This is a genomic window from Streptomyces flavochromogenes (assembly GCF_000717595.1).
Taxonomy (GTDB): Bacteria; Actinomycetota; Actinomycetes; order Streptomycetales; family Streptomycetaceae; genus Streptomyces; species Streptomyces flavochromogenes.
This window is the reverse complement of the sequence record NZ_JNZO01000014.1, coordinates 1-12,463: the sequence shown is the minus strand read 5'-3', so window position 1 is coordinate 12,463 and position 12,463 is coordinate 1. Positions and strand designations below refer to the sequence as shown.

Below are 12,463 nucleotides of genomic sequence, written 5' to 3'. Positions count from 1 at the left end.
ACAGATTAAACGAGTGTTCATAAAAACAGTCGTTCAAAAAAGATTACACTTTGTGTACCGGGCCGGTTCGCAAGGTGAGCGGCAGGGTGGTGCCGCCGCGCAGTACCGCGACGATCTCGGCCGCCGATCGGCGAGCGCAGCCGTGCCAGTTCCGCTTCGGTCGTGCCCGCTCTACGCAGCCGCTCCAGTCGGTCCGCGTGCGTCCGGCGGCTGCCCATGGCTCCGACGTACCCGGCTCTACTACGCAGGGCGAGGTCGAGAACCGGCACGTCGAACCGTGCGTCATGGGTCAGCACACATGCCGCGGACGAAGCGTCGACCAGGTGCTCATGGGCGCGGAACCAGCGGTCGGGTCGTTCGGTGACGACCTCGTGGGCCCTCGGGAAGCGCTCGGCCACCGCGAAGGCGGGCCTGGCGTCGCAGACCGTCACGCGGTACCCGAGTGCGGCGCCCATGTCCGCCAGGGGACGGGCGAACTCCACCGCGCCGAAGATCAGCAGGCGTGGTCGCGTGGCGAAGGACTGCACCAGGAGCTCACGCTCCGGCGCGCAGGCGGATTCCTCGGTCGCGTCGTTCCCGCTGGTCACGAGTCCGCTGGCGCCGCGCCGGAGCATGCCCTCGGCGGCCAGGGTCGCCGCCCGGTCCGTCCGGGGGTCGCCCAGGGAGCCGGTTGCCCTCCCGCAGCCGACGGTCAGGAAGCCGCTGCCGTCGACGGGGGTGACCAGGGCCACTGGTACGCCGGCCGCGATGTCGGCGGCGAGTCGACTGAGCGGTACATCCGCACCCACCTCGCGGACCAGTACCTCGATCGTCCCGCCGCAGGTCAGGCCCACCGCGAAGGCGTCCTCGTCACCGACCCCCCAGCGTTCGAGCGTAGGGGCGGCGCCCGCGAGCACCTCCTCCGCGATCGCGCATACGGCGGCTTCGACGCAGCCGCCGGAGACGCTGCCGACGATGCGGCCTTCCTCGGACACGAGCATCGACGCACCCGGACCGTGCGGGGACGAGCCCCAGGTCCGCACGACGGTTGCCATGGCGAAGCGGGTTCCGGAGCGTTGCCAGGCGGCTGCCTGGTCGATGACGTGTCGCATGTCGCCTCCACGGGCCTGAAATCTCTCGCAACCTCTTGCCAAGAAGAAGCTTTAATGTGAATCATTTAAGGTACTAGATAAGTTGGCCCGTGTGGAATGCCACGGCGCGACGACACGAGAGGTCCGGTGGCAGCAGGTTGAAACCCATACCCTTCGACTACACCGCCCCCAGCACCGTCGGCGAGGCGGTCGCCCTCCTCGCCGACGAGGAGCGGGAGGCCAAGGTCGTGGCGGGCGGCCAGTCCTTGATCCCCATGCTGAACATGCGTCTCGCCAGGCCCGAGGTGCTCGTGGACATCACACGGATCCCCGAACTCGGCCGGCTCCACGTGGACGGGTCGGGCGACCTCCGCATCGGAGCCGCCGTACGGCAGGCCCACGCCGCCGCGGACAACGCGGTACGGGACGGATGGCCGCTGCTCGCCGCCGCGATCGGCCACATCGGACACCCTCAGATTCGCAACCGCGGCACCGTCTGCGGCAGCCTCGCCCACCACGACCCGGCCGCAGAGCTGCCCACCGCGGCACTGGCCCTGGACGCCCGCTTCGTGATCACGGGTCCGCGGGGCACCCGTACGGTCATCGCCGAGGACTTCTTCGTCGCCACCTTCTCCACGGCAGTCGAAGCGGACGAGCTCCTCACCGAGGTCGTCTTCCCGCTGCCCCCGGCACACCACGGCTGGGCATTCGAAGAACTGACCCGCAGACACGGCGACTTCGCCACCGTCGGCGTGGCCGCAGTCCTGGAACGGGACACCGCCACCAACACCTGCCGCGCCGCCCGCGTGGTCTTCTGCGGCGCCGGCCCCGTCCCCGTACGACTGCCCGCTGTGGAAGATGCGCTCGTGGGGAGCGACATCGGTGAGCAGGCTGTCGCCGCAGCGGCCAACGCCGCACTCTCCCGCCTCACCCCTTCCGACGACGTCCACGCCACCGCCGAGTACCGGCGCGAGGGCGCCGCCCACCTCCTCGTCCGCGCCTGCACCACCGCCTGGGAGCGTTGCTGATGACCCCCTCGGTCCCCGCCCCGCTCGGCGCGCGCACACCGCCGCTCGCCGAGCCCTCCGCCTGGCACGAGATCAGCCTCACCGTCAACGGACGGCCTGTCACCGCCCAGGTCGAATCGCGGCTGCTGCTCAGCGACTTCCTGCGCGACCGGCTCGGCCTCACCGGCACCCATGTCGGCTGCGAACACGGAGTCTGCGGGGCGTGCACCGTTCTCGTCGACGACAAGCCGGTGCGCACCTGCCTGACCCTGGTTGTGCAATGCGCTGGTGCCGAGCTCCGCACGGTAGAGGGCCTAGCCCCCGCCGACGCCCCACTCACCCCGGTGCAGCGAGCCTTCCACGAGTGCCACGGCATGCAGTGCGGTTTCTGCACGCCCGGATTCGTCATGACGGCGACCGCCCTGGTCGAACAGCACGAGCGCCCCGACGAGAAACAGGTCGCCGACGCGCTCAGCGGGCACCTGTGCCGGTGCACCGGCTACCGCAACATCCGCCGTGCCGTGTGCCAGGCACTCGACGAGCGATTCGGGGAGTGACCCGCATGTCCCACGATTCCGGCCGGGCCCGGTCCGGCGACGGCGGCTGGATCGGCCGTTCCGTCCCACGCGTCGAGGACGACCGGCTGCTGCGCGGCAACGGCCGCTACGTCGACGACATCGCCCTCCCCGGCGCCGTCGAGGCCGCCTTCCTGCGCAGCCCGCACGCCCACGCCCGCATCGAGTCGGTCGATGTGACCGCGGCCCTGGCCGCACCAGGCGTCGTCGCCGTGTGGACAGGCGACCACGTGAGGGACCTGCCCGCGATGCTGAACAAGGAAGAACTGCGCACCCCGCCGGGCCTCGCCGAACTCCTGGACCCGCTGGTCCGGATGACTCCCATGCCCTTGCTCGCCCGCGACAAGGTCCTCTACGTCGGCCAGCCCGTCGCCGTCGTCCTCGCCGAGAACCGCTACCTGGCCGAGGACGCCCTGGAACTCGTCGAGGTGCGGTACGCCCCGCTGCCAGTGCTCGTCGACCCCCAACATGCCCTGACCGAGGGCGCGATCCGACTCCACGAGGACCTGCCGGACAACACCGCAGTCGCCGTCGCCACCCGCGTCGGCAACCCGGATGAGGCGTTCGCAGGCGCGCACGCCGTGGTCAGCGAACATTTCGAGGCCCACCGGTACGTCGCCTCGCCGATCGAGACCCGCGCGATCTCGGCCCAGGTCGATCCGTACAGCGGCCGACTGATCGTCTGGTCGGGCACCCAGACCCCGCACCGATTGAGGGACGCCATCGCCCACACCCTCGGCCTGGAACCCGCCACGGTCCACGTCATCGCGGCCGACGTCGGTGGGGGCTTCGGCCAGAAGGGCATCCTCTACGTGGAGGAACTCCTCATCCCGCACGCCGCCCGTCACCTCGGCCGCCCCGTGCTGTGGCGCGAGGACCGCAACGAGAACCTGACCGCCTCCTCGCACGCCCGCGAACAGATCCACCGCATCGAACTCGCCGCGGATGCCGAAGGCCGCCTCATCGCGGTACGCGACCGCATCACCGTCAACTTCGGCGCGTACAACATGACCGGGCTGGTCGTGCCGTACAACTCGCTGTGCCACCTCCTCGGCCCCTACCGCGTCCCGAACGTGCACATAGACGTCGTCGGCGTGCTCACCAACACGGCCTTCGCCACGCCCTACCGGGGAGCCGGACGTCCGGAGACGGTCTTCGCCATGGAACGGGCCATGGACCGGCTGGCCGCAGAACTGGGCATCGAGCCCGAGGAGCTGAGGGCGCGCAATCTCGTGCGGCCCGACGAGATGCCGTACGCGACCGGCCTGGTGGACCGCTCGGGCAAACCGCAGTCCTACGACTCCGGGGACTTCCCCGAACTCCTACGCCGCGCCGTCGCGAAGGCCGACGTCGATCAGGTACGGGCCCGACAACGCGAAGGCGCCCGCGACGGCAAGCACGTCGGCATCGGATTCGCCATGTACATCGAGGCCACCGGCCTCGGACCGTTCGAGACCGCGCGCATAGACATCGCTCCCAGCGGACGGGTGCGGCTCGCCATCGGCGCCCCGTCCCAGGGGCAGGGCCACCGCACCTCCATGGCGCAGATCGCCGCCGATGCCATCGGAGTGCCGCTCGATGTGATCGACGTGATCGGCGGCGACACCGAAGCCACCCCGTTCGGCGTCGGCACCATCGCCAGCCGCGCCCTGGTCAACGCCGGAAACGCCACCCACAGGGCCGGCCGGCTCGTCCGCGAGAAGATCGTCGAAGCGGCAGCCCGCCGCCTCGGTGTCGCGGAAGGCTGCCTCGACCTGAGCGACGGCATCGTGCGGGCCAAGGAACCGGGCGGCCCGTCCATCAGCCTGGCGGAACTGGCCGGGAAGGCACCGCTGCCCGGCACCCCCGAACCCACCGACGGCCGGCACGGCACAGAGATCAGCGAGACCGTGCACTTCCGCCCACCGGGCTTCGCGGTCGCGAGCGGAGCGCATGCGGCCGTCGTCGAGGTCGACGAACACACGGGCGAGATCGAGATCCTGCACTACGTCGTGGTCCACGACGCGGGCAACATCGTCAACCCGATGATCGCGGAAGGACAGGTCACCGGCGGCATCGCGCAAGGAATCGGCGGAGCGCTGTACGAGGAGATGGTCTACGGCCCCGACGGTCAGCCCCGCACCGGCACCTACATGGACTATCTGGTGCCCACGTCCTCGGAGATCCCCGACCTCGACATGGACGAGATCTTCACCCCGAGCCCCATGAACGACCTCGGCGTCAAGGGACTCGGCGAAGGCGGCGCGATCGCCCCCCAGGCCGTACTCGCCGGCGCCGTCGAGGACGCGCTGCGCCCCTTCGGCGCGGTCGTACGACGCGGCCCCCTCTCACCCAGTCGGGTGCGCGCACTGATCCGTACGGCAGCCGGCACCTGAGTCCGCCCCGCACCTGAGCCCGCCCGCACCTGCACGGGCTCCGCATCCACGGCCGTCCCCGGCCGGTCGCCCCCTGATTGGACAACCATGCAGCTCGATCACTCCTTCACCGTCCCGGCCCACCCCGACGACGCCTGGAAACTCTTCCAGGAACTCCACCGGGTCGCGCCCTGTATGCCCGGCGCCGTGCTGGACACCCTCGACGGCGACTCGTTCACCGGCCGCGTCAAGGTCAAGGTCGGCGCAGTGCAGATGAGCTACCGCGGCGAGGGCACCGTCACCCGCGACGCCGCCGCCCGCTCGATGCTCCTCGACCTCAGCGGGAGCGAGACCCGCGGCGCGGGCACCGCGTCGGCCTTGGTCACCGCGACGCTGACAGTCGACCCGGCCGGCACCCTGGTGCGCGTACGCACGGACCTCGACATCACCGGCCGGCCGGCACAGTTCGGCCGGGGCATCATGACCGAGGTCGGCGACCGCATAGTCCGGCAGTTCGCCACCCGACTCGAAGACCTTCTGCGGGACGCCGGGCCTGCCGCGTCCGCGGTGCACACGACGGGCACAGCGGACACCCTCCAGGGCCGACGCGCGACCGAGCCGGAAGCCATCGACCTCGGTGCGGCGGCGCTGCCCGTGCTGCTCAGGAAGGCCGCGGCACCCACGGCGGCCGTACTGCTCGCGGTGGTGATGATCCATGCGCTGAGGCGGCGCTCCCGCAGATGAAACCCTACGGCGCAGTCGCCCCGGGCGCGGACCACGGTTCCTGGGGGAGCCGTCCGCACAGAAGCCTCGCAAGGAATCGGCTAAGAAAGGACATGCATGCTGGAGGCGCTGGGCCTGAGCACGGCCGAGTCTCAGGTGTACCACCTGCTGGTGGGGTGTGGCCGAAGCCGGGTCAACCGCGTGCGGCAGCTGCTCGGGCTGAGCGGCGAACACCTCGACGAGGCGCTGACAGGGCTCGCGGACAAGGGCCTCGTCACCATCACCGACGACCGGCCCGCGCAACTCATACCCGCCCCACCGGACATTGCCGGCGAAACGCTGCTGCAGTTGCGGATGAACGAACTCAAATCCGTCAGAGGTGTGCTGAGGCAGCTCACCAAGGAGTACCGCACCGCGCCCGGGACCGCCTCTCTGGAGGAGATCGCCGAGATCGTGCCGGACGAGACGCTGGCGCAGCGGTACGAACAGATCCAGCGCCGCGCGCGCAAGGAGGTGCTGCGCTTCGACACGGCGCCGTATCTGGTGGACGAGGACGTCAACGCGGCCGAGCTCGAACAGCTGACCGCAGGCATTCGCTACCGCACGGTGTACGACCGCGCCGCGATCGAGGAGGACGGCGCACAGGGGGAGATGCGCCTGTATGCGGATGCCGGTGAACAGGCTCGTGTGCTCGGAAGGGTCCCCGTCAAACTCGTCATCGTCGACAGATCCGCCGCCCTTGTGGCACTGCGGACAGACGGCGGGAGGCCGCCGGGTGCCGTCGTCCAGATCCACCGAGGGCCCCTGCTCGATGCCCTGATCGCACTCTTCGAACTTGCATGGGCGTCGGCACTCCCTCTGGACCCGCGGCTTGCCGACACACGCGGCAGGAACGAACTCTCGGGTGCGGAGATCCAGCTCCTGATCCTGCTGCTCTCCGGTCTGACCGACGACGCGATCGCCCGGCAACTGGACATCGGCAAGCGGACGGTCAACCGCCGAATCCGCGGCCTCATGGACCTGGCCGGCGCCTCGAGCCGCATGCAACTGGGCTGGCAGGCGTCCGAGCGGGGCTGGATCACCCCATCCGGCGTAGATCGGACGCAAACGAACACCTCCGCATAGGGCGGTCCTTGGCCCCTTCGGCGGGTCACCGTCATGCCGCCAACTGGCGATGATGCGCCAGTTGGCATGTATGCGCCACTCGGGCTCTGGATGGCTCCCTGACCGGACAGCTAGGTTCCGGTTGGCGCGTCATCGGCCGGACGTTCGGTCGGGACTCTTCAGACATCAACTGCCTTGACGCGCCCATTCGTTGAGCTCTTGAAAGGACACCTGATGCAGACAGCCCGCCTCAGACGACGGCGCAACGCCCTCGTCAGCGGGATCGCGGTGACAGTCGCACTGTCACTGACGAGCCAGCTCCCGACCGCGACCGCAGCGACACCCCAGGACCTGAGCGATCGGTCGGTTCTGCAGCAGGGGGCGACCACATCGGCCGTCACCCTGATCACCGGCGACACCGTCTCGCTCACCACCGAGCCCGGCGGCCGTCAGGCGGTGCAGGTCCAGTCGGCAGAGGGGACTTCCAAGACCTTCGAGTCCACCAGCGGCCAGAACGGCGATGTCTACGTCTACCCGGACGTCACGGCGACGGCGCTCGCCTCGGGCACGGTGGACCGCGAGTTGTTCAATGTCAGCCGGCTGATTCGGGACGGATACGCCGACACAGAGTCCGCCGAACTTCCCGCCATCGTCGACTTCCAGGGCGCGCCGGACGCCGCGGCGCTGCGAGTGAAGTCCGAGGATCTGCCGGGCAGCGAGAGCATGCGCGTCATGCCCCGGCTCGGGCTGTCCTCGGTCCACGTCCACAAGCAGTACGCAAAGGACTTCTGGCAGTCCGTCAATCCGAAGGCGGGCAAGGCCCGCGGCGCGACGATGCCCGGCGCGGCCGGGGTGACCAAGCTCTGGTACGACGGCAAGGCCGAGGTCGCGCTGGATCAGAGTGTGCCGCAGATCGGCGCCCCGGAGGCTTGGGGCAAGGGGTACGACGGCAAGGGCGTGAAGGTCGCTGTCCTGGACACCGGTGCCGACCTGAACAACGCCGACATCAAGTCGGAGATCGTCGGGAGCCAGAGCTTCATCAGCGGTCAGGGGGTCCAGGACGGCCATGGTCATGGCACCCACGTCGCGGCCACCGTCGCGGGCAGCGGCGCCAACTCCGGCGGCAAGCACAAGGGCGTCGCCCCGGGCGTCGACCTGCTGATCGGCAAGGTGCTCAGCAACACCGGCCAGGGCCCGACCTCCAGCATCCTGGCCGGGATGGAGTGGGCCGTCGCCCAGGGAGCCGACATCGTCAGCATGAGCCTCGGCGGCGACGACGCTCCCGGTGAAGACCCGCTCACCATCGCGGTCAACTCGCTCAGCGCCTCCTCGGACACCCTGTTCGTCATCGCCGCGGGCAACAGCGGCCCCGGCGACAGCACCCTCGGCACCCCCGGCGCCGCCGACGCGGCCCTCACCGTCGGCGCCGTCGACAAGTCCGACGAGCTCGCCCCGTTCTCCAGCCGCGGCCCGCGGCTCGGCGACATGGCGATGAAGCCGGAGATCACGGCGCCGGGTGTGGCCATCGTCGCCGCCCGCGCGGCCGGCACCGCCATGGGCACCCCCGTGGACGCCAACTACACCTCGGCCAACGGCACTTCGATGGCCACCCCGCACGTGTCCGGGGCCGCCGCGATCCTGAAGCAGCGCCACCCCGAGTGGTCCGGGCAGCGCATCAAGGAGGCACTGACCGCGCACGCCAAGTCCGCCGCCGGGCAGACCGTCTATCAGCAGGGCTACGGCCGGGTCGACATCCCAGCCGCGCTCGACCCGTCGCTGGAGCTGTCCGGTACGGCCGACTTCCGCATCATCCCGTGGCAGAAGGACACGTACGAGAAGCGGACCCGCACCCTGAGGCTCCGCAACAACGCCACGACCGACACTGTTGTTGCCCTGGCCGCGTCGGCCGAGGACGCGAGCGGCACCGAGGTCCCCGCAGGCTCGCTGTCCCTCTCGGGAGCGGGTCTGTCCGACGGGCGGCTCGCCGTCCCGGCCGGCTCCACCGCCGAGGTGAACGTCATCCTCGACCCCAACGGTCTGGCGACCGGGCTGTACAGCGGCTCCGTCACCGCCACCGCCACGAGCGGTGAGTCGGTGCACGCCGCACTCGGCTTCGCCACCGCCGTCGAACAGCACGACGTCACGCTGAACGTCACCGACCGCTTCGGCAAGACCCCCCGGGCCTTCAAGTTCACCCTGCACGGGCTGGACAACACCGTCTGGGAGACCCGGACGCTGTACGACACCGGCGCGGTCACCCTGTCAGTGCCGCTCGGCCACTACTCCGTCGAGGGCTCGGTCTTCTCGGCGGCCCCCACCGGCGGCGCGGTCTCCCATGCGGCAGACCTCTTCACCGCCCCGAACATCGAAGTCGCCGACCGCGACCAGAGCTTCACCGTCGACGGCACCACCGCCACCGACCTCAGCGTGAAGATCGACGGTGATAAGCGGCCGCTGGAGTCCGGCCAGGTGGCACTGCAGATCGTCCGCGACGATGGCACGATCAACAGCCACTCCAACTTCGTCGGCGTCAGCGGGTCCGCCAACAGGTCCGACACCAAGTTCGGCGCCATTCCCAGTGCGGGCGCCACCTCCGGTGCACTGCGGGTGGAGACCTTCCTGCACCGGCGCGAGCCGCTGGTACAGCTGGAGGTCACCAGCCCCGGGCGCCTCAGCATCCCGCTGAAGTCCTCGGTTCTCGCGAAACGGTTCGAGGGCACCAAGCGCACCGAACTGGTCGACCTCGGCGCGGGCACCGAGCAGGACTTCTCCGGTGCCGACGTCAACGGCAAGACTGTCCTGGTCTCCGTGGCCGACGTCACCAAGGCCGATGAGCAGGCCGTCAGGGCCGCGGCCGCCGGGGCCGCCGCGGTGATCGTGGCGCCCGCGAACCCGGGTCCCAGTGGCAGCGGCGTTCCCGCGGGCCAGGCCGTCCCGGTCGCCCACGCCACGTACGACAACGCAGCCGGCCTCAAGGCACTGCTGGCCAAGGGCACGGTCCGGATCGCCCTGAAGGGCGTCCTGGAGTCGAGCTACACCTACGCGCCGCACTTCACCGACGACCACATCCCCGCCGACCTCGCCAAGACCGTCGCCGTCGGAGCCTTCGCCAAGGTCAGGAACACGTACCACTCCGACGGAGCACGACGCCTCGGTGCCGAGTACCTGCCGGCCTGGGGTCCGAAGCAGTGGACCGCGATCAGCGACGGGCAACCCCTCTACCAGGGCACCAGCCGCGACGACCACTTCCTGGCGGGCACCGGCGTCTCCTATATGCCGTCGGTGGGGGCCAACTTCCACACCTCCACCTGGACGATGGCCGATCTGCGGAGCACCTTCGGTACACCGGGCAAGACCTACACCCGCAGCTGGTTCGCCGGTCCGACGCGCCTGTCACCGTACGAATTCGGACCGTGTGTGTTCTGCCGCACCGACGTCTGGCAGAAGCTGCCCGGCGGCAGCGGTGCCGACAACGAGCCCACCCACACCCTGCGGGGCCTGACCAACACCTGGAGCTTCTACCTCAACGGGCAGCCGATCACCGGCTTCGGTCAGCTGGTGCCGGAGAAGGCGGACTACCGGTACGTGCTCGACCAGAAGCTCGCCACCGATGTCCCGGGCGTCACCCTGGGCCGCCAGATCCGCACCGAGTGGAACTTCAGCCAGGCGGCACCGACCACCATGGCCGTCAAGGACTGCGACACGGCGTTCATTCCCAAGCCCAACGTCTGCGAGCCCATGCCGGTGGTCCTGCTCGACTACGACCTGCCGCTGAACGAGCTCAACCAGGCGCGGGCAGGCCTGCCGTTCACCTTCACCGTGGACGGCACCAGGGCCAAGGGCTGGACCGGCTCCGCCGCGATGGCCGGCGCCAAGGTGTCGGTGTCGTATGACGACGGAGCCACTTGGAAGTCCGCCAAGGTGCTGCGCAAGGACAGCAACTCCTTCCAGGCGCTGCTCTGGCACCCCAAGCTCGCCGACACCAACGGGTACGTGACGCTCAAGACCGAGGCCTGGGACGCGGCAGGCAGCCGCACCGTCCAGACCATCACCCGCGCGTACGCCCTCAAGTAGGGCGACACTGAGCAACACGCATGCAAAGTGGGCCCCCCGGGCGGTGACATCCGGCGGGGGACCCACGTGCCGGTCCGGCAACTGGCCACGTCGGACGGCCGCATACGCGCCTCGCCACCTGTCTCATCGCCCACAGACACCCCAGCCGGTCGAGCGAAAGAGGCCGTCCGCAGACCGGGACCCGGCCGTCAGCGTGTTGTATGCAGCGCTCGATCGCTGCCGGCGTTCCGAACGATGTGGATCACGCAGCGAGGGCATCTGATCTAAGTAGTTGGTGTTTTGGGATGTTCTTGTGACTGCACGACTCGTTGGTCGTTGGCCGGAGTATGAGTGCTCGGCGTGCGTATCGCAGTGACGTCTCCGATGCCCGCTGGGCGCTGATCGAGCCCGTGTTCGTTGCTTGGAGGGCGGCCCGCTCTGGGCCCGGGACGGCGGCGCGGGTGCATGATCTGAGAGATCGTGAACGCGATCCTCTCCGTCAACCGCACCGGGATCCCGTGGGATTACCTGCCGCACGATTTCCCGCCGTTCAAGACGGTCTACGACTACTACGCCAAGTGGGAGGCGGACGGAACCACCGAGCAGGTGCACGAATTGCTGCGGGACAGAACCTGCCGGGCGAAGCCCGAACGGTGGAGCCATCCGCGGCCGTAGTGGACGCGCAGAGCGTGAAGACCTCGGGCAACGTCGCCGAGACCAGTCAGGGCACGACGCCGGCAAGAAGATCAAAGGGCGCAAGCGTCACCTGATCACCGACACCCTCGGACTGGTGTTGACCGTCCTGGTCACCGCCGCCTCCGTACTCAAGTGCCTTGGCCGCCCGGCCGATTGATGCGGGCATCAGGTGGCGATGGATGCGGTACGTCATGTTGATGTTCGAGTGCCCCATCCATTCGGCTACGTCAGCGATCGGGATGCCGTTGGACAGGCGGTTCGAGGCGAAGAAATGGCGCAGCGAGTACGGATTCAGCTTCCGCGTGATGCCCGCACGTTTCCTTGCTGCGCTCCACTGGTAATCGAGCGTCGAGTGCGACCAGTAGGGGTTGCGCTGAGTGCGGAGGAGGAAGCCGCTCTGGTCCGAGCCGGCGCCCCTTGCATACCTGAGCAAGGTTTCCCGGACTGTGGCCGGCATCGGGACTTCGCGGAACTCGCCGGGCTTCCGGTGCTTGAACGGGGCGCACTGGCGGGTCCTCCCCTCGATCTGCTCGGTGATGTGGTAGCCGTCGTCCGCGACCATCCCTTCGAGGTTGGCTGCGTACGCCTCTCCGTTCCGGTGTACGCACCCGGACATCAGGTCGATGATGACGACGAGCGCCTCGGACGCAACCGCCTTGAGCGCGTGGATCTCCTCCAGCGTGGGGATGGTGATCCGGTTGGGTATGTACTCCGGTGGGATAACGCCCTGGAAGGGGTCGTCGGTGATCCCGCCTTTGCGGTGGGCGTCCAGGAGGATTCTCTTAGAGGCCATCTCATTTGGGGAGCCGGTAGGGTGCGGGCTCGTGGCGGGGATTGTTGAGCGGCTGGTGCCGGACGAGTTGTGGGAACTGTTCCAGCGA

At 69.3% G+C, this 12,463-nt stretch carries 7 protein-coding genes and 2 pseudogenes; 7 read left to right on the top strand and 2 right to left on the bottom strand.

The window, feature by feature from the left end; translation table 11 throughout:
• Window positions 1–17: 17 nt before the first annotated feature.
• The gene (locus IF00_RS41340; protein ID WP_245234560.1) at window positions 18–1,091 is read right to left on the bottom strand and encodes an XdhC family protein; all 1,074 of its coding nucleotides are present in this window, start codon (window positions 1,089–1,091) and stop codon (window positions 18–20) included.
• 137 nt (window positions 1,092–1,228) lie between these two features.
• On the opposite strand from IF00_RS41340, the gene IF00_RS0118095 reads away from it, so the two are divergent.
• The 7 genes and pseudogenes from IF00_RS0118095 to IF00_RS47010 form a co-directional block, all read left to right on the top strand.
• A complete protein-coding gene (locus IF00_RS0118095; RefSeq protein WP_030319275.1) occupies window positions 1,229–2,098 on the top strand; it encodes an FAD binding domain-containing protein in 870 nt (289 codons plus the stop codon).
• Window positions 2,098–2,634 (top strand): (2Fe-2S)-binding protein, encoded by a 537-nt coding sequence (locus IF00_RS0118090; RefSeq protein WP_037638518.1) that lies wholly within the window; start codon window positions 2,098–2,100, stop codon window positions 2,632–2,634. The genes IF00_RS0118095 and IF00_RS0118090 overlap by 1 nt, the downstream gene beginning before the upstream one ends.
• Before the next feature lie 5 nt (window positions 2,635–2,639).
• On the top strand, window positions 2,640–5,027 hold the full coding sequence (locus IF00_RS0118085) for a xanthine dehydrogenase family protein molybdopterin-binding subunit (RefSeq protein ID WP_030319273.1): 2,388 nt from the start codon (window positions 2,640–2,642) through the stop codon (window positions 5,025–5,027).
• Between the two features lie 87 nt (window positions 5,028–5,114).
• On the top strand, window positions 5,115–5,750 hold the full coding sequence (locus IF00_RS0118080; protein ID WP_030319272.1) for an SRPBCC family protein: 636 nt from the start codon (window positions 5,115–5,117) through the stop codon (window positions 5,748–5,750).
• Window positions 5,751–5,846: 96 nt separating this feature from the next.
• The gene (locus IF00_RS0118075) at window positions 5,847–6,854 is read left to right on the top strand and encodes a helix-turn-helix domain-containing protein (RefSeq protein WP_030319270.1); all 1,008 of its coding nucleotides are present in this window, start codon (window positions 5,847–5,849) and stop codon (window positions 6,852–6,854) included.
• Window positions 6,855–7,067: 213 nt separating this feature from the next.
• Complete coding sequence (locus IF00_RS0118070; protein WP_030319268.1) at window positions 7,068–10,907, top strand: S8 family serine peptidase; 3,840 nt, start codon at window positions 7,068–7,070, stop codon at window positions 10,905–10,907.
• Between the two features lie 326 nt (window positions 10,908–11,233).
• Window positions 11,234–11,709: pseudogene (locus tag IF00_RS47010) on the top strand (IS5 family transposase); the annotation flags it as partial.
• Between the two features lie 99 nt (window positions 11,710–11,808).
• On the opposite strand, the pseudogene IF00_RS47005 reads toward IF00_RS47010, so the two are convergent.
• Window positions 11,809–12,198: pseudogene (locus tag IF00_RS47005) on the bottom strand (tyrosine-type recombinase/integrase); the annotation flags it as partial.
• Window positions 12,199–12,463: the final 265 nt, after the last annotated feature.

What these genes read in the sequence shown, in the direction of transcription:
- IF00_RS41340 (WP_245234560.1), bottom strand. Translation starts at nt 1,091, where the DNA reads ATGCGACACGTCATCGACCAGGCAGCCGCCTGGCAACGCTCCGGAACC.
- IF00_RS0118090 (WP_037638518.1), top strand. Translation starts at nt 2,098, where the DNA reads ATGACCCCCTCGGTCCCCGCCCCGCTCGGCGCGCGCACACCGCCGCTC.
- IF00_RS0118085 (WP_030319273.1), top strand. Translation starts at nt 2,640, where the DNA reads ATGTCCCACGATTCCGGCCGGGCCCGGTCCGGCGACGGCGGCTGGATC.
- IF00_RS0118080 (WP_030319272.1), top strand. Translation starts at nt 5,115, where the DNA reads ATGCAGCTCGATCACTCCTTCACCGTCCCGGCCCACCCCGACGACGCC.
- IF00_RS0118075 (WP_030319270.1), top strand. Translation starts at nt 5,847, where the DNA reads ATGCTGGAGGCGCTGGGCCTGAGCACGGCCGAGTCTCAGGTGTACCAC.
- IF00_RS0118070 (WP_030319268.1), top strand. Translation starts at nt 7,068, where the DNA reads ATGCAGACAGCCCGCCTCAGACGACGGCGCAACGCCCTCGTCAGCGGG.